Raw genomic sequence first — 16904 nt, 5'->3', positions numbered from 1 at the left:
CTGCCCGAAGCTTAGCCTCTGACGGCAGTTACCTTATACGAACCGGAGAGTTTAAGAGGCCGTTCTACGGGCACCGGGTTTGCCCTTGTGTGTTTAAACCCGGATGACTTCCTGACCCGCCGCTTTCAGCAGACGGTTCATGACGGCACGGCCTATTCCCGTGTCCGGGCAGCCTTCCGCGAGAATATACGTCGCTCCCTCGCGGTCGAACTGCCGGAGCGCGGCATACAGCCCGCGCGCGATCGTCTCCGGCTCGGCCAGACGGCCGGAGGAGATTACGGCGTCCGCGTGATGCAGACCGCGGCGCTCGTCATAGGTGAGCACGCCCGTGCGCTCACCGCGGGCCTTGGCGGCGTCCAGGTCACGCCGCATCCACTCGGCGACGGCCTCCGGATCGTCGCCCAGCACCACGCGCATGCTCCCCTTCGGGGCATAATGCGCGTACTTCATGCCGGGAGCCCGCGGTGTCCCGGCCGGTTCCCCGGTGCGCACAGGCTCGCGCACCGGCACGTCCGGCAGCGCCTCGCGCAGCTGCTCGGCCGTCACCCCGCCGGGGCGCAGGATGTAGACCGCCCCGGACGCCCACTCCACGACGGTCGACTCTACGCCGACGCCCGTCGGGCCCCCGTCGACGATGCCGCCGATTCGTCCGCCGAGATCATCGGCGACGTGTTCCGCTATCGTCGGGCTGGGACGCCCCGAGCTGTTCGCGCTCGGGGCCGCAACCGGGCAGCCTGCGGCGCGCAGCAGCGCCAAGGCGACAGGATGGTCGGGGATGCGGACCCCGACGGTAGACAGCCCCGCCGTGACCAGCGGGGAAACCGCGCCCGCGCGGACCGGCACGATGACCGTCAGGGGCCCGGGCCAGAAGGCGTCCATGAGCCTGCGCAGGGGCTCGGCGGGCGCGCCCTCCGCGAACGCGTCCATTTGGGAGCGGTCCGCGACGTGGACGATCAGCGGGTTGTCCGACGGACGGCCCTTGGCCCGGTAAATGCCTTCTACCGCAGCGGAATTCGTCGCATCGGCTCCTAAGCCGTATACCGTTTCGGTCGGAAACGCTACGGTCTCTCCCTGAACGAGAAGACCGGCAGCTTCGGCAATCGCTTTATCCGCCGTTTCTCTTGTCCCCGTCCCCGTTCCGGCTTCATCGTGAATCTGCCATAGTTTAGTCGTTGTCAATGCTGTTCACCCTTACTGGTTTCCGAAATTTATCTGAACAGATTCAGGAAGAATCCGATAATACCTTGAAGCAGTTCCCACAGAAAAAATTTCACTTCCGTATCTCCGCCGGCAGTTGCAGCCGCCGCCGATCCTTCGGCGGGAGCGTCGGCCGTTTTTTTCTGCACGCCAGCGGTTTTGGCTTCACCGGGTCCTTCCCCGCCGTCTTCAGCAGGAGCCGCCTGGGCCACCGCTTCGCCCGACACGCCGTCTACAAAGCAAAGTGGAGGAAAAAGCACGCACCACCAGTTCTGGCCCTTCCCTTCGCCCAGAGATACACGAAGAGCTTCGTAATCCCCAGCCGGATAGACGCGACTGCCGTACATTTTGGTCGGGAACGGCACCTGTCCGAGCTCCACTGTGTAAGGAAGCCCTCCCAGACCGCGGGATGTCAGTGTATCGCGGACGACTTTTTCCAGAATCGGAAGGTTTTGCCGCACAATTTGCCTCGCTTCGTCAATGGAATGCGGTCCGGTGACCCATTCGTTCATCTGAGCGACAATGGCGTCCCGCACCAGCCGCTTGATGGCCTGATCCTCCGGCTTATCGGAGTTGGCCAGTATGCGAAGACGGATCGACTGGTCCGGGATAGCCCCTTCCGCCAGAGCCGCATTCGAACGCGTACCTTCCCAGCTCATCATCATGATGGCAAGAGCGAAAAACGTATAAAACAAGTGCTTGTATGATTTGCGGATGACCATAATAATTCCCTCCCGTTTCCCGGAAAAACAGCGCCAGCTTCGAAGCTGTTCTCTGTTTCTTCCTCTGTAACGGTTAGTATGGTCAAAAGGCAATTCTTTTAAACTAGTAATCTATGATTTTTTCACGTGGAACAATTTGTGGGTGTGAAACATAGAAACCTTTAGGAAAGTGACCGGCAATCGCAGCGACGTTATCGCAGCACAGGACTTTCATAGTGGGCCTGTATGGCGAACGTGCTGATATCTCTTAAAAAATTGATGCTCGCTAGATACGAGGTTTATAGATTTCCCGTTAGGGGAAGGGTAATAGCAAAGCCTTCAGCATCTCTCTGTTGAAAAGCTATTCTTTCGCTATACCCACGTCAAAAATGGGGTTCGCCATCCTTCCCCCCCGTTGCACGCAGTCGGTTTCCTAAGCAAGCGGATTTCTCACAGCCACACGCTATTTGCGTACGACGATAAATCCTTTGAGCTACCGGTCAGACTAACGTTTGCCGATACAAGACGCGGCCCAAAGTCCTTTGTTAACCCGGACAGTCATGAAATCGACATCAACTCACTGAATATCTCCGACGTGGTCGTCTAGGACTTGGGCTTCGCCGCTCCAATCAAGGATTCATAGCCTGTGACCGGCCTCTGACTGCTTTGTGCGGGTCCTGCCAGAGTCAGGCTTCTGAGGGGTCCTGTATCGCTATGACATGCCGGTCGATCCCAGCCAGGTCCTTCACGAAGCGGATCTCGCTCCACTCCCCCGCCGCGCGCAGCAGGTCCGCCACTGCCTCCGCCTGATGGATGCCGACTTCCAGCCCGACCAGCCTCGGCTGCTTCGGCAGCAGGGGGATCTGGCCGGCCAGCCGCCGGTACAGATCCAGCCCGTCTTCGCCTCCGAACAGCGCGAGATGCGGCTCATAGTCGCGCACCTCCGGCTGCAGCGACGGCGAATCCCCCGCCGGAATGTACGGCGGGTTCGAAACCAGGATGTCGACGGGCAGCCCCCGTTCGACGCAGGGCAGGAGCAGATCGCCCTCGCAGAAGGCGATCCGCTCCCCTACGCCGCATCGTTCGGCGTTGCCCTTGGCGACCTCCAGCGCCTCCGGCGAGAGGTCGCATGCCGCCGCGCGCCAATCGGGGCGCGCATGCAGCAGGCTCACCGGGATAGCTCCGCTCCCGGTGCCGATATCCGCAAGGAGGGGAGCGCCTTGCGGGAACAGGCGCGAGCCCTCGCGGAGGATTTCCTCCACGAGGAGCTCGGTTTCGGGACGCGGGATCAGGACCGCGTCCGTGACCCGGAGCGTTAGGCCGTAGAACTCCTGCTCGCCGGTGATGTACTGCACCGGCTCGCCCGCGGCCTTACGCTCCACGACCTCGCCCCATTGCTCCGCATGCGCAGCGGGAAAAGGCTCTTCCATCCGGAAGAAGAATTCCGTCCGGCTCAGACCCAGCACGTGCTGAAGCAGAATCTCCGCACAGATAGCCGCGTCCTGGATTTGCCGCTCTTTGAAAAAAGAAGAAGCCTGGGTATAGGCTTCTCGGATTGACATGCCGGCTTGATAAATAAGCCTGTTCATGATGGTTTTATTGCTCCCCTTTTTCAAGAAGCTCGGCTTGCGCCGTCATAGTCAGAGCATTGACGATTTCGCCCATGTCTCCGTTCAAGATGGTATCCAGTTTGTGAAGCGTAAGACCGATGCGGTGGTCCGTTACGCGGCTTTGCGGGAAGTTGTAGGTCCGGATGCGCTCGCTGCGGTCACCCGTGCCGACCTTGCTCTTACGCTCCCCGGCATACTTCGCTTCTTCTTCCTGACGTTTAACATCGTAAATGCGCGCGCGCAGAACCTGCAGCGCTTTCGCCTTGTTATCGTTCTGAGACTTGCCGTCCTGGCAGGTCGCCATAATGCCTGTCGGCACGTGGAGAACCCGGACCGCGGACTTCGTCGTATTAACGGACTGGCCGCCCGCTCCGCTGGAGCAGAACGTATCAACCCGAATATCGCTGTCCTTGATCTCGATATCGATCTCTTCCATTTCGGGCATTACGCCAACCGTGGAAGTAGATGTATGAATACGGCCGCCCGATTCCGTAACGGGAATCCGCTGAACGCGGTGTGCGCCGCTTTCGTATTTCATTTTGCTGTATGCGCCCTTGCCGTTAATCATGAAAATAATCTCTTTAAATCCGCCAAGGTCGTTGAGGTTCGCTTCCAGCACTTCGGTTTTCCACCCTTGGGCGTCCGCGAACTTGGAGTACATGCGGTACAGATCTCCGGCAAACAGAGCGGCCTCGTCACCGCCGGCCGCACCGCGGATTTCCACGATCACGTTCTTGTCATCGTTAGGATCTTTAGGCAGCATGAGCACCGTCAGACGCTCTTCCAGCTCGTCTTTGCGGCCGGACAGTTCCTCAATCTCCATTTTCACGAGGTCGCGCATTTCGTCATCAAGCTTCTCAGCCTGCATCGCTTTCGCCGCATCCAGCTGTTCCAGCACGTCTTTGTATTCCACATAAGCATCGTAGGCTTCTTGTAGGTCGGATTGTTCTTTTGAGAATTCCCGGAGCTTCTTCGTGTCGCTCGTTACATCCGGGTCACAGAGCAGCTCGCTCAGTTTCTCATAGCGATCCGCCAGAGCCTGCAAACGATCCAGCATTTGGACCACTCCTTACCATAATGTCAAAATAATCAGGGCCTTGCGCTGCTTTTGCAAACAGCTTAAATACTAAACGCACCTCTCGGCAGCGGTCAGGATAGTTTACGTAGGTGACCGGTTAACCGTTCAAGGGCCTTTATACCACCGAGGGATGTACATTCCCGCCTGTTCTATATAACACCGTATCAAGCTAAGGACACAGCTGTATCTGCACCCTAAACGTTGAAACGGAAGTGCATCACGTCGCCGTCCTGCACGATATATTCTTTGCCTTCCAGACGAAGCTGGCCTTTCTCTTTGGCCGCGTTCATCGAGCCGGTTGCGGTCAAATCTTCATAAGATACAACTTCCGCCCGGATAAAACCGCGTTCGAAGTCCGTATGGATGACGGCAGCCGCCTGCGGAGCTTTCGTTCCTTTGCGGATGGTCCAAGCTCTTACTTCCTGAACACCGGCCGTGAAGTAGGTGTAAAGACCGAGCAGCTTGTAGGCCGCTTTAATTAGACGGTCAAGACCGGACTCCTGAAGACCGAGCTCTTCCAGGAACATTTCTTTGTCTTCGCCTTCGAGCTCGGCGATCTCGGATTCAACCTTCGCGCTGATGGCCACAACCTCCGCGCCTTCTTGAGCCGCAAACTCGCGGACCTTCTGCACGTAAGGGTTGTTATCGCCGTCCGCCACTTCCGCTTCGCTCACGTTAGCGGCATAAAGCACGGGCTTCATGGTCAGCAGATGAAGGTCGCGCACAAGCACGCGCTCCTCGTCCGTCAGCTCCACGCTGCGGGCCGGCTGGTCGTTGTACAAAGCTTCCTTGATCTTCTCGAAGCATTCCACTTCAGCGGCATACTGCTTGTTGCCGCCTTTCATATTTTTGCGCGAACGGTCGATGCGCTTCTCCACGGAATCCAGGTCCGCCAGGATCAGCTCCAGGTTAATCGTCTCGATATCGGAGATCGGATCGACTTTACCGGACACGTGGGTAATGTTCTCGTCCACAAAACAGCGGACGACATGCACAATCGCATCCACTTCGCGAATGTTTGCCAAAAATTTATTCCCAAGGCCTTCGCCTTTGCTCGCGCCTTTGACCAGACCTGCAATATCGACGAATTCAAAAGCAGTCGGCACGATCCGGTTCGGATTCACAATATCGGCCAGTTTCTGCAATCTTTCGTCAGGCACCTCAACCACACCGACGTTCGGATCAATCGTGCAGAAAGGATAGTTTGCGGATTCGGCACCCGCTTGTGTAATCGCGTTAAATAGCGTCGATTTTCCTACGTTCGGCAACCCGACGATACCACAAGAGAGTGGCATATATAAACAACTCCTCTGAAGTTAGGTTATGATTAGTGATTTTAAGTTAAGTCTTCAATCAATGTATTATACAGGAAAAACGCGTAAAATCCTATAGTTTAATTCGTCTTAGCTACACCGATCTCTAAATAATACTTCATGCGTGTCGTTACCTCAGCTTTTACAAGCCGCCAGACCATCGACATCCGTTCTTCACAACCCGAAAAGGCGTACATGCACCGCAGGCTATTTTCATCCTCCGTAACCATGTACACCTTGAGGGAAAAACCTATTCTGTTGAGCTGCTGGATAAAAAGAGTGCAGAGGCTTATTACGGAGTTAAATTCGCGGAATTAAATGCAGATAAGAGTAACGAGAAGTGGAAAGAACAGCTTTCAAATAAACATTTCACAAAGGCAAGGACGAGAACAATTTGTTCAGAAGTTTGCTAAAGTGAAATAAGAATAAGCCCCCGGCCATTAGGCGCGGGGGCATCTGCGTTTATCAGACCATAAAGTACTTTGTAAACCATTCTACCAATTGGACTCTTTATGTTTATACTGATAATTTTGGATTAGCGTAGCACCGTATTGGGTTATACCTTGTTCATTTTTGGTATAAAAGTAAACAATATCAGGCTCATCATTAAATGTTACTCGAGCTACGTATTGTGGTGTTTTAGATATTTTGCCCTCTACATTTTTAAGGTCGCTTTCTTTATAACCTTTATTCTTCAGATGTATCTGCACTTCCTTTTTTAGCTCATTCGCTTTAATCTTCATCGTGACAAAAACAGTCGCACCCACAACAATCAACACTACCAAAAAGCCAACTATAAATTTTTTCACTGAAAAACTTCCTTTCTGTTGATTTTTTCCATAATTATATATTATAGTATTTTTATACCAAAAATTAGGATGTTTGTTAAGTGCAAAAGAAGGTCTTGTCATTTCTAGTCGCTATTTTTACTTTTACCATCTTGTTGCTTCCCCAATCGTCTTATGCTGCTGAGGCTGAAGGTATTCCAGATGCCTACTATCCGGGTACTCAAGTTGTAATAACACCAGGCGATGTTATCTATTCCAGTAAATCTCTCTTCGGCGCTCAACCTTTTGTGGGTCACGTGGCGGTTGTAGGCAACGACGGTTACTTATATCATGCACATCCAGACGGTCCTGCTAAAGATACACTTACTTTTTATATGAATCAAAGGCATAAACCAAATGAGACAATTTCAGTTTACCGTGCTAGTTACGGCGCTTCTGCTGCCGCATCTTGGGCGGCTCAGAACATTTATAAAATGAAAAGATACTGGATTACAAATGATCACTCAACACTTGATGACAATTATTGCTCAAAATTTGTTTGGCAGGCGTTTTATTACGGAGGAGGCACGGACTTAACTGCGTCAACAGGCAGTGTTCCTGATATCATTACACCTTCCAAGTTGATTAGTAGTGGTCGTCTGGTTAAAAAAGCCAGTTTCGACTCTAGAGCAACAGACTGAGCAAATACTTCTTTATAATAACTTATACAAAAAGCAAATGATACCTAATATACCAATATTAGGTATCATTTGCTTTTTGTATATTCTTTAGCACAGAATATTCATAGGCACTTGGTAAAATTGGACTTTATCTCCTGTGCAATTCTATTAGCCATTTCCTCTGTATTATCACCGTTGGAGTTAACTGTAATTGTAGGAGCGATTACCTTACCCCTCATTGTTATTTTGCATCCAAGCGGCCTCAATGGTAGCAAGCAGACGTGGAGAAGGCGTTGGCAAAGCTCCGACCCCCGAGATACGCCCCGAAGGTGAGTATGTAGCCAAATTGCTCAAACAAGGTAATAAAGAAGCCACCAGAGGAATGGATACGCATCGAAAATCATCATGAGCCGATCTTGGACAAAGAAACATTCGATGATCTGCAAATTATACTCGCTGGCAGTAAGAGTATCGGGAGATATTATCATGAGGACCGTTATTTATTGACCGGGCTTGTCGTCTGCGCTCATTGCGGATCAAAGATGAATGGGAAGATGAGCCAGAATTATTCCAAGAAGTTAAACAGCACCAATGTGCATTACCGATACTCTGTGACGGGTACCTCAAAAAAAAGCAAATGCTTTTTTCATAGCGTCAAACGGGATGAATTGGAGACCCTTATTATCTCCCGTATCCAAGAAGTTATTAAGGCCGCGCCGGGCCAATTGCGGAAAATGAACATCACAGCCTCTTTATAATTGGTCCGCGGTTATCGGCTGATGGTAAAGGGCAGCTATGCCCCATCCGAACCACCATACGGTTAAACCGGCTAGCAGCCAAACACTCGTTAAAGCTATAAATTTTTTATTCTTTTATAGTTAGTTCCCGGACAGCTCTTAAATCCTCGAACTCCTTAGTTAATTGCTCGATGGGCTTGCTCCCGTCTTTTAATTGATGCTCAATTTCTGCAAGCGTCTTTTTCTTTTCATTCAAAATCCGAGCAGCTTTTTCATAAGCCTTCCCATTTACGGGATCATTCTTCTTAATCTCGTAGTAACCGTTAATTTCTAATATATTCTTTAGCGATCTTATATTTTCTTCAAGGACTGTCTTAGAGTCAGGCGGGTATAACTCATCCTGCAAAGTCCCCGCTTCGATTCCGATTTTTTTGACCAAGATCTCATCTTGCTCACGTTGTAATTTTTCTGTGGTCGTTTCGGAAGCCCCCGGCTGTCTGGAATCGAGTGTAGCTCTTAACCGTTGTTCTTCCTTCTTTAAAGTTTCCAGTCTCTCTTTCTTATCAAAACCAACTGCCTGACTGGAACTGTTCAAACCCAAACCGACTATTACAAGAGCGGTTACCGAGCAGACACCGACTATCAGTGTTTTTTTAATGTTCAACGAGCTGCCTCCTTAATTGCCTAGTTCTGAGCAATGGTTGCGGAGTTAAATGCCGTCGGGTAAGTCTATTCAAAGCCATTGTCGGTGAACCTTTGGAATTTTAAAAGTTTTAATCTATGTATGAATTCCATTTTGTCATTTATTTTTCAAGCCTTTGAGCAGACCCGCCGCACACAGTCCGACAAACAGAGCCGTCCCATGCAGTAAGATCGGGAGCCAGGCAGCGGCATCTACCGGAAGCACCATCCCCCACAGAAAAACGGGCGGAAGCTGAATCAGCACAAGAACGCCCGCTATTCCGGCCAGGACGATACAGCTGAGTCCGCAAGCTTTTCCGGGCCGGATCAGTCCGACCAACCCGGCCAGCAAGATGGCCCCCAGACCGATGGAAAGATAAGCCCAAAGCTTTAACCCGCGGGGTTCGGCCACGATTTCGTGTGCAATAAACTGAATGGAGAATGCCGTTTCTCCTCCCCATATCGGGGTATATAAAATACCCAGCAGCAAGCTGAGCAGACAAGTTCCAAGGATGAACAGGAAATGACCTTTGGCGAATTGCTTTTGTCCCATTGCTTCACGGTTGGCTGACAACCTGACCCCCTCCTGAAAATGCTCTTAGTTTTATAACGACCGGGAGTCCTTAAAAGTTCCAGATCGGGCTTCCAAAAACAAGGGTTTTTCATAAATTTTACTGAAAATAAAAAAAGGCAAGTCCGGACTCCATTTCAGAATCCGTCCTTACCTTTATAAACGTTTTGTTCATTCAAGAACCGGACTTACAGTTCAGACTGAGGATTAATGCTGATTCCGGCGCTATCGGAGTTCTTTTCGGGAAGCGCGTTTTTCCGGTGATATCCCCTGCTGTAGTAAACGACAACGAGAGCGATCAGCCAGATCGGCCCGACAATCAGCGCGACGCGCGTATCCGCGGAGAAGCCGAGAAGAACAATGACGAGCACGAGGAATGCCAAAGAGATATAGGAAGTATAAGGCGCCAGCGGCATCTTGTACTTAAGATTACGAACTTGATCCGGGCTTAGTTTCTTACGGTATCTCATTTGGGAGATGAGAATCATCGCCCATGTCCATACGGCTCCGAAAGTGGCGATACTTGTTACCCAGGCAAACACTTTTTCCGGAACGATATAGTTCAGAATGACGCCGATAAGAAGCGCGATGGCCGATACGACGATGGCCTTGCCCGGAACGCCGCTTTTGGAAACCTTACGGAAGGAATCCGGCGCCTCGCCCTGTTGAGCCAGGTTGAAGAGCATACGGCCCGTACTGAAAATACCGGAGTTGCAGGAAGACAAGGCTGCCGTCAGGACAACGAAGTTGATAATGCCCGCGGCTCCCGGAATTCCGATTTTCTCGAACGTCATCACGAACGGGCTGCCAGCTTTGCCGATTTCATCCCACGGATAGATGGACATGATGACAACAAGTGCGCCGATGTAGAAAATAAGAATACGCCAGAAGACAGTGTCGATGGCTTTTGCCAGAGTTTTCTCAGGGTTCTGGGCTTCGCCCGCGGTTACCCCGATCATCTCAACGCCCAGATAAGCGAACATAACCATCTGGAAAGAAAGCAGGAGACCCGTTACCCCGTTAGGGAGAAATCCTCCGTGGCTCCAGAGGTTGCTGAATCCGACCGCGATGCCGCCGTTACCGAGTCCGAAGAAGATCATCCCGGCTCCGATAACAATCATGCCGATAATCGTGACAATTTTAATCAAAGCGAACCAGAACTCGAATTCCCCGTAAGCTTTAACGGCGATCAGGTTAATGGCGCTCATGAGAATAAGCGCACCAAGGGCCCAGAGCCAGCGCGGAGTTCCCGGGAACCAGTACTCCATATAAATGCCGACTGCCGTAATTTCGGCCATACAGGTGATTATCCATAGGAACCAATAGTTCCATCCGGTCAAATATCCGAAAAGAGGTGAAATATGATTTCTCGCATACCGGCTGAACGAACCGGCTACGGGATTTTCAATGGCCATTTCCCCGAGAGCTCTCATAATGAAGAAAATAATGAGACCTCCGAGCGCGTAAGCCAGCAGAATGCCGGGACCGGCAAGTTTGATCGCGGAGGCGGAGCCGAGAAACAGGCCTACACCAATGGCGGCACCAAGTGACATCAAGGTGATATGTCGTTGTTCCAATCCTCTTTGCAGTTCATTGGGCTGAGTTTTTTTGGACATAGGTACCTCCTGAAAAATTCGTCTTAAACGTGTACTGATTATACCCTCCTTAAGGGCGTGAAGTCTGTCCAACAAAAGTAGCTAATTTCTGTAAAAGTAAGCGTTATCATTTGTTTTATGTTTATTGAAAGCGCTTCATTTACAAAAAGAAGTGTAGCATATTTGTGTAGGATCTGTTTTTGTGTGATTATGAGAATGTTTCTTCCGCGATTTGTGTAAATGCACAAACCGGCGCATTCCGTCTATGGCTTTTCGCACAATCGTTTTATAATAAAAGTACCGACATTAAATGAACCTTACTTATATAAAACAAACCGCTTCGCAAGCCAAAGGAAATGGAGTCAAGACCCGCATGAGCAACGAATTAAATCCGTTCGATCGAAGTTTTGAAAGTTTGGAAGCACTGGCGGATACCATCAGCGAGGTGCTCGGCTGCGCCATCACCATAGAAGACGCCAACCATCGGCTGATCGCGTACAGCACGCACGAAGCTCAGACCGACCCCGTACGGATCGCCACGATCGTCGGCCGCCGCGTGCCCGAGAAGGTTATCGCCAGCCTCTGGCGCGAGGGGTTTATTCAGCAGTTGATGAAAAGCGAGGATCCTGTGCCCATCAAAGCGCTGGACGACGTCAAACTCGGCCGCCGCATCGCCATTTCCATCCGCAACAACCGCGAGGTGCTGGGCTACATTTGGGTGCTGGAGGATGCACGCTTATTGGAAGAAGCCGATTTCCTACAGCTTAAGCACGCCTCCCGCGCGGCCAAAACCAAGCTGCTGCAGCTGCAGCTGCAGAAACGCAAGGAACAGGAAGGATTCGAGGACTTCTTCTGGCAGCTGCTCACCGGCCATATATCCTCGGGCGACGCCGTCCGGCAAAAGTCCGATAAGCTGGGCATTCCTCTCATGGACTGCTTCCAGGTCATGATCGTCGAATTCGATTCGGATATCAGCGAGCAGAGGGCTCAGCAGATCCGCTACCTTATCAGTACGACCCAGCGGATCCGGATCGCCCTTCATATTGTCGACCGCACCCAGCTTGTTCTGCTCGGGACCTCTTCTTCCCGTAATCAGTTTGCGGCGGATTCCTCGGAGTTCCTGCGGCTCTTTGCCCAGCAGATGAAAGACCGGTTCGGTGTCTCCCCCGGACAAACCGCTATCGGCAATATCTATGAAGACTACGGCCTGGTCGAAAAAAGCTACCGGGAAGCTCTCTCCGTTCTTCAGGTGAAGCGGCAGTTTCCCCAGGAAACGAAACGGTTTGTTCATTACCGGGATCTCGGTTTCTATCGCTTTCTTCCTCTTATGGCCGAGGAAAACCGGATTCACGCCCACACCAACCCGTCCTTGCTTAAACTGCGGCAGTACGACCGGGAGCATAACGGCAATCTCCTGCATACACTGGAAATATTTCTTCTGCAGGACAGCAACGTCAAAGACGCCGCCGATGCTCTCCACGTTCATACCAACACGCTAAACTATCGGCTGAAACGGATTTCCGAGATTGGCAACATCGATCTGAAAGATATGGACCAGAAAGTCAGCCTATATCTCGATTTGAAAAGCGAAAAACTGTAGCGCCATTCGGCATTCTATGGCAAGCTTTGTGGATTTACACAAAAAGCGGGCGCTTTTTTCTGGAAAGTACACGAAGCAAAAAAGCGTTTTCAAAACTATACTAGCCTTAGATTTCCTAATCTAAGGAGGCAGTTCTTATGCGGATAGGTGTTCCTAAAGAAATCAAAAACAACGAAAATCGTGTCGCCGTAACTCCTTCGGGCGTTGTGGCTTTTGTTAAAGCAGGTCATGAAGTTCTCGTGGAGAAGAATGCCGGTATCGGAAGCGGCTTTACGAACGAAGAATACTTAACAGCAGGAGCTTCCCTGATCGATCAGGCGGCGGATGTATGGGCCGGAGCGGACATGATTATGAAGGTTAAAGAACCTCTTGCTTCCGAGTACGAGTACTTCCGCGAAGGTCTCATTCTCTTCACTTACCTTCACCTTGCGGCAGAGCCTGAGCTGGCTAAAGCACTCACGGCTAAAGGCGTGACGGCTATCGCTTACGAAACGGTCGAAGTGAACCGTACGCTTCCGCTGCTGACTCCCATGAGCGAAGTGGCCGGACGCATGTCCGCTCAAATCGGCGCTCAGTTCCTGGAGAAGCCGCACGGCGGCAAAGGGATCCTTCTTGCGGGCGTACCGGGCGTACAGCGCGGCAAAGTAACCGTTATCGGCGGCGGTGTCGTAGGTACGAACGCGGCGAAGCTTGCGGTCGGTCTGGGCGCGGACGTAACGATCATCGATCTTAGCCCTGAACGCCTTCGTCAGCTGGACGACCTGTTCGGCAATCAGGTGAACACGCTGATGTCCAACCCGCTGAACATTGCGGAAGCGGTTGCGGCTTCGGACCTCGTGATCGGGGCCGTTCTCATTCCGGGTGCCAAAGCGCCTAAGCTGGTTTCCGAAGCGATGATCGCTTCCATGAAACCGGGCTCCGTAGTCGTTGACGTGGCCGTCGACCAAGGCGGTATCATCGAAACCGTCGACAAAATCACGACGCACGACAACCCGACTTACGTGAAGCATGGAGTCGTTCACTATGCGGTTGCCAACATGCCGGGTGCGGTTCCGCGCACGTCTACTCTGGCACTGACCAACGTCACCCTCCCTTATGCCCTGCAAATCGCAGGCAAAGGTGTACTGCAAGCCGTGAAAGACAACGCCGCTCTTCAGCTTGGCGTCAACGTTGCCGGCGGTTCCATTACGTATGAAGCGGTTGCCCGCGATCTCGGCTACGAATACGTGCCGGTCGGCAAGGCTTTGGACAAAATCTCGGTTTCTTCTTAAAACGGTCCTTTTCTTAGAGCCAGCCAACCGCATCCGTCACTTTAACGAAAATATACCGCGGTTTCCGCGGCTTTCATCCCCTCGAAGCTGCTTCGGGGGGATTTACCTCTTTTCGGGTTAGTTCTCGTCAAAATGTTTTTGGAGGCGAATTCTGCATGCATCCTGCCAGCTACCGCGATACTTGGGCGGAAATTTCGCTAGACGCGATCGAACACAATGCCCGTACGTTCAAAAAAAATCTGCAGCGCGGCTGCAAGCTGATGGCTGTCGTCAAAGCCGACGGATACGGCCACGGGGCCTACGAAACCGCACGTGCCGCTCTCCGCGCAGGCGCGGAGTACCTCGCCGTCGCTCTGCTGGACGAGGCGCTGGAACTGCGTGCGGCGGGCATCACGGAGCCGGTGCTTGTACTGGGCTATACACCGCCCCGTTCCGTCAAGAAAGCCGTTCGCGCCGGCGTGACGCTCACGGTGTTTACGACCGACGTACTGGAGGCGGTCGGAGCCGCCGCAGCGGTTTCGTCCCGGACGCCGGCACGCATCCATCTCAAAGTAGATACCGGCATGACCCGGATCGGCGTGAGAACAGCGGCGGAAGCCCTCAGCTACGCCCGCCAAGCCATTCAGACGCCGGGCGTAGCGCTTGAGGGAATCTTTACACACTTCGCAACCGCCGACAGCGCAGACGATACCTTTACCCGCGAGCAGTTCCGGCGGTTTATGGACATCGTCGATCACCTCTCCGACGACGGCATCGACATCCCGCTGCGCCACTGCTGCAACAGCGCCGCTACGATGCAGTATCCCGACATGCACCTGGACATGGTCCGTGTCGGGATCAGCTTGTACGGCCTGCTGCCCTCCGTAGCCTCCGAGCGGGACACTCACCCTCTGAAGCCGGCGATGCAGTTCAAGACCCGGCTCGTCCAGGTGAAGGACGTCGAGATCGGAACCCCGGTCAGCTACGGCAGCACCTTCATCGCCGAACGGCCCACCCGGATCGGCACTATTCCGGCCGGATATGCGGACGGCCTCTCCAGGTCCCTCTCCAACCGTGGAGATATGCTCCTGCACGGAAAACGCGTCAGAATCGCCGGCAGAGTGTGCATGGATCAGGCGATGCTGGATATCACGGACGTGGAGAATACCGAGGAAGGCGATCTGGTGACGATCTTCGGCAAATCCGGAGACGCGTTTCTTCATGTGGATGAAATCGCGGAACTGATGGACACCATCAATTACGAAGTCGTTTGCCTGATCGGAAAACGTGTTCCCAGAGTGTACCTTCATAAAGGGAAGCCCGCAGCCTCGGTCAACAATCTGATCGGTGAAATACCTGCTCAGGATTCTCCGTCCTGATAGGTTTAAAAATAGAAGTGCCGGTTCCTCCCCGTATTCCGGAGCCCAGTTATAAAACAGCACGAACCCGTTCCCTCTTTAAGGATCGGGTTCTTTTTTTCGTGGTCAAGCCATGGTATATTCAATAAGTTAGTCACACACTATCCACAGATTTATCACTTGTTAACATCGTTATCCACAAGTTGTTAACAAATATTCACCGGAAAACGTTATCCACTTGTGGGTAACGTTTGATAATTCTCGGATTTCTCGATGGGTAGGATTTCGTTCTTTTTCAACGTGTTTGAATTTTCCGAATTTTACGACTAAACTGAATTTTCCTCAGTATTCACGCGGGTTTACGCTTCGCACTTTTCTCTTCTTTTATCTACTATCCTTAAACACGTTGTGTTTATTTATCCTTTTTTACAAGTAGCGTTGTTTGCTTGCGTCGCTCATTTTGGATAGACTAATGTACGATTCACAGGTACAATGAATGAAGTTATCCACACTTTTATCCACAACATGTTAACAAAGGGAATGAACGTTCGGGGCATAACTTCATTTTCTTCCCTCATAACTGCTGTAACAGGCCGGACAAGGAGCAGAAACAACTTTATGGAAACCGTACAATTTGACCATGATTCTCATGATCCTATACAAGCCGAACACGAAAAATGGATGCGGGAAGCCATGCTCGAAGCGGACAAAGCAAAAGCGCTGATGGAGGTTCCCATCGGGGCCGTGATTGTCCGCGGCGGCGAGATCATCGGACGCGGCCACAACCTTCGCGAAACCTCGCTGGATCCTACCGCTCATGCGGAGATTATCGCGATACGCGAAGCCAGCGAGAAGCTGGGAGCCTGGCGGCTGCTGGACTGCAGGCTCTACGTCACGCTGGAGCCGTGCCCGATGTGCGCGGGCGCCATCGTCCAGTCACGCGTTCCCCAGGTGATTTACGGCACGCCGGATCCCAAAGCGGGCTGTGCCGGAACGCTGATGAACCTGCTGCAGGAAGAGCGCTTCAACCACTGCGTTGATGTGATCAGCGGGGTACTGCAGCCCGAGTGCGCTTCCCAGTTGACTGATTTCTTCCGGGAACTGCGCCGCCGGGCCAAGGAAGCGAAGAAGGCACTTCCAACGGAGGAGTAACCTCGCTCCTCTAAGGTTTTGCCTTGGAGATTCTTCCTCCCTCAAACCATTCTGTGGTATACTGAATAACGGAATTAATTTGCGCCCGTAGCTCAGCAGGATAGAGCGACAGTTTCCTAAACTGCAGGTCGGAGGTTCGAATCCTCTCGGGCGCGTTCTATATTCGCTCAAAAACCCTTGGTACACAAGGGTTTTTTCCTTTTTACGGCATAGATTAAACTCGGCATTGATTGCGCGTTTTCTTGTGGGGTTAATTTGGGCAGCATTTCTCTTTTGTAGAGCCGGTTTTTCTTTTCTCCCTCCAACCGACAAATTATTTTTACAATTTATTACAAATTTTAACTCAGATTAGAAATATATTCCCCTCCCGTTTTGCTTCCCTCTGCTTCTTATATAGCGAAATTGATTCTTGATTACCGTTCTCCCCCCTTCGTCCCCTTACTCCAATCAGGGTTTCCGAATTCATGCATCATCCACATCATTTCCTTTCGCCATTTAAAAACAGCCAGGCCAAAATTAAATACTAAAACTTAATTTAAAGATTTTTGAGCAATTTAACGAAATTTTAATTTACTTTTTTTGTCTAAAAAAGTAAAATCATAGTTGAAGAGATG

Annotated in this window: 16 protein-coding genes and 1 tRNA gene; 7 read left to right on the top strand and 10 right to left on the bottom strand. The window is 51.8% G+C overall.

Annotated elements, in window-relative coordinates; translation table 11 throughout:
• Positions 1–93: 93 nt before the first annotated feature.
• From ABH899_RS25835 to ABH899_RS25810, 7 genes are all read right to left on the bottom strand, one after another.
• Positions 94–1179, bottom strand: coding sequence for an L-threonylcarbamoyladenylate synthase (locus ABH899_RS25835; RefSeq protein ID WP_370001602.1), 1086 nt, complete (start codon positions 1177–1179; stop codon positions 94–96).
• Positions 1180–1208: 29 nt separating this feature from the next.
• Entirely contained in the window at positions 1209–1919 is a 711-nt protein-coding gene (gene spoIIR / locus ABH899_RS25830; protein WP_370001600.1) for a stage II sporulation protein R, read from the bottom strand.
• A 665-nt stretch (positions 1920–2584) separates the two neighbouring features.
• Positions 2585–3487 carry a peptide chain release factor N(5)-glutamine methyltransferase gene (gene prmC, locus ABH899_RS25825; RefSeq protein ID WP_009677038.1) on the bottom strand — a complete coding sequence of 301 codons (903 nt, stop codon included), beginning with the start codon at positions 3485–3487 and terminating at the stop codon, positions 2585–2587.
• Between the two features lie 7 nt (positions 3488–3494).
• Positions 3495–4565, bottom strand: a complete 1071-nt coding sequence (gene prfA, locus ABH899_RS25820) for a peptide chain release factor 1 (protein WP_370001597.1) — start codon at positions 4563–4565, stop codon at positions 3495–3497.
• Positions 4566–4780: 215 nt separating this feature from the next.
• Positions 4781–5881: a redox-regulated ATPase YchF gene (gene ychF / locus ABH899_RS25815; protein WP_370001595.1), complete on the bottom strand. Its 1101-nt coding sequence runs from the start codon at positions 5879–5881 to the stop codon at positions 4781–4783.
• Between the two features lie 98 nt (positions 5882–5979).
• The gene (locus ABH899_RS28615) at positions 5980–6129 is read right to left on the bottom strand and encodes a YhjD family protein (protein ID WP_483312624.1); all 150 of its coding nucleotides are present in this window, start codon (positions 6127–6129) and stop codon (positions 5980–5982) included.
• Positions 6130–6393: 264 nt separating this feature from the next.
• The gene (locus tag ABH899_RS25810) at positions 6394–6708 is read right to left on the bottom strand and encodes a DUF3139 domain-containing protein (protein WP_370001593.1); all 315 of its coding nucleotides are present in this window, start codon (positions 6706–6708) and stop codon (positions 6394–6396) included.
• Positions 6709–6788: 80 nt separating this feature from the next.
• Between ABH899_RS25810 and ABH899_RS25805 the strand changes: the two genes are divergently transcribed.
• Positions 6789–7367: a hypothetical protein gene (locus ABH899_RS25805; RefSeq protein ID WP_326050721.1), complete on the top strand. Its 579-nt coding sequence runs from the start codon at positions 6789–6791 to the stop codon at positions 7365–7367.
• Between the two features lie 341 nt (positions 7368–7708).
• Positions 7709–8104 (top strand): recombinase zinc beta ribbon domain-containing protein, encoded by a 396-nt coding sequence (locus tag ABH899_RS25800; RefSeq protein ID WP_370001741.1) that lies wholly within the window; start codon positions 7709–7711, stop codon positions 8102–8104.
• 106 nt (positions 8105–8210) lie between these two features.
• Here ABH899_RS25800 and ABH899_RS25795 read toward each other — a convergent pair whose 3' ends face one another.
• The 3 genes from ABH899_RS25795 to ABH899_RS25785 form a co-directional block, all read right to left on the bottom strand.
• Positions 8211–8747, bottom strand: coding sequence for a hypothetical protein (locus ABH899_RS25795; RefSeq protein WP_370001591.1), 537 nt, complete (start codon positions 8745–8747; stop codon positions 8211–8213).
• 135 nt (positions 8748–8882) lie between these two features.
• Complete coding sequence (locus tag ABH899_RS25790; RefSeq protein ID WP_218231358.1) at positions 8883–9338, bottom strand: hypothetical protein; 456 nt, start codon at positions 9336–9338, stop codon at positions 8883–8885.
• Between the two features lie 185 nt (positions 9339–9523).
• Positions 9524–10951, bottom strand: a complete 1428-nt coding sequence (locus tag ABH899_RS25785; RefSeq protein WP_218231359.1) for an amino acid permease — start codon at positions 10949–10951, stop codon at positions 9524–9526.
• A gap of 352 nt (positions 10952–11303) precedes the next feature.
• Here ABH899_RS25785 and ABH899_RS25780 point away from each other — a divergent pair, with 352 nt between their 5' ends.
• From ABH899_RS25780 to ABH899_RS25760, 5 genes are all read left to right on the top strand, one after another.
• Positions 11304–12530 (top strand): PucR family transcriptional regulator, encoded by a 1227-nt coding sequence (locus ABH899_RS25780; RefSeq protein WP_218231360.1) that lies wholly within the window; start codon positions 11304–11306, stop codon positions 12528–12530.
• A gap of 137 nt (positions 12531–12667) precedes the next feature.
• Positions 12668–13801, top strand: coding sequence for an alanine dehydrogenase (gene ald, locus ABH899_RS25775; RefSeq protein ID WP_009676981.1), 1134 nt, complete (start codon positions 12668–12670; stop codon positions 13799–13801).
• Positions 13802–13956: 155 nt separating this feature from the next.
• Positions 13957–15159 carry an alanine racemase gene (alr, locus tag ABH899_RS25770; RefSeq protein ID WP_370001587.1) on the top strand — a complete coding sequence of 401 codons (1203 nt, stop codon included), beginning with the start codon at positions 13957–13959 and terminating at the stop codon, positions 15157–15159.
• Positions 15160–15756: 597 nt separating this feature from the next.
• Positions 15757–16290, top strand: coding sequence for a tRNA adenosine(34) deaminase TadA (gene tadA, locus ABH899_RS25765; RefSeq protein WP_370001585.1), 534 nt, complete (start codon positions 15757–15759; stop codon positions 16288–16290).
• An 81-nt stretch (positions 16291–16371) separates the two neighbouring features.
• Positions 16372–16445 (top strand) — tRNA-Arg (locus ABH899_RS25760).
• Positions 16446–16904: the final 459 nt, after the last annotated feature.

This window comes from Paenibacillus sp. RC84, from assembly GCF_041260495.1.
Lineage (GTDB): Bacteria > Bacillota > Bacilli > Paenibacillales > NBRC-103111 > Paenibacillus_F.
The sequence above is the reverse complement of the archived record's forward strand: the minus strand, read 5'-3'. Positions and strand labels throughout refer to the sequence as shown.

Coding starts and splice junctions, on each gene's coding strand:
- spoIIR (WP_370001600.1), bottom strand. CDS start 1,919: ATGGTCATCCGCAAATCATACAAGCACTTGTTTTATACGTTTTTCGCT.
- prmC (WP_009677038.1), bottom strand. CDS start 3,487: ATGAACAGGCTTATTTATCAAGCCGGCATGTCAATCCGAGAAGCCTAT.
- prfA (WP_370001597.1), bottom strand. CDS start 4,565: ATGCTGGATCGTTTGCAGGCTCTGGCGGATCGCTATGAGAAACTGAGC.
- ychF (WP_370001595.1), bottom strand. CDS start 5,881: ATGCCACTCTCTTGTGGTATCGTCGGGTTGCCGAACGTAGGAAAATCG.
- ABH899_RS28615 (WP_483312624.1), bottom strand. CDS start 6,129: ATGGTTACGGAGGATGAAAATAGCCTGCGGTGCATGTACGCCTTTTCG.
- ABH899_RS25785 (WP_218231359.1), bottom strand. CDS start 10,951: ATGTCCAAAAAAACTCAGCCCAATGAACTGCAAAGAGGATTGGAACAA.
- ABH899_RS25780 (WP_218231360.1), top strand. CDS start 11,304: ATGAGCAACGAATTAAATCCGTTCGATCGAAGTTTTGAAAGTTTGGAA.
- ald (WP_009676981.1), top strand. CDS start 12,668: ATGCGGATAGGTGTTCCTAAAGAAATCAAAAACAACGAAAATCGTGTC.
- alr (WP_370001587.1), top strand. CDS start 13,957: ATGCATCCTGCCAGCTACCGCGATACTTGGGCGGAAATTTCGCTAGAC.
- tadA (WP_370001585.1), top strand. CDS start 15,757: ATGGAAACCGTACAATTTGACCATGATTCTCATGATCCTATACAAGCC.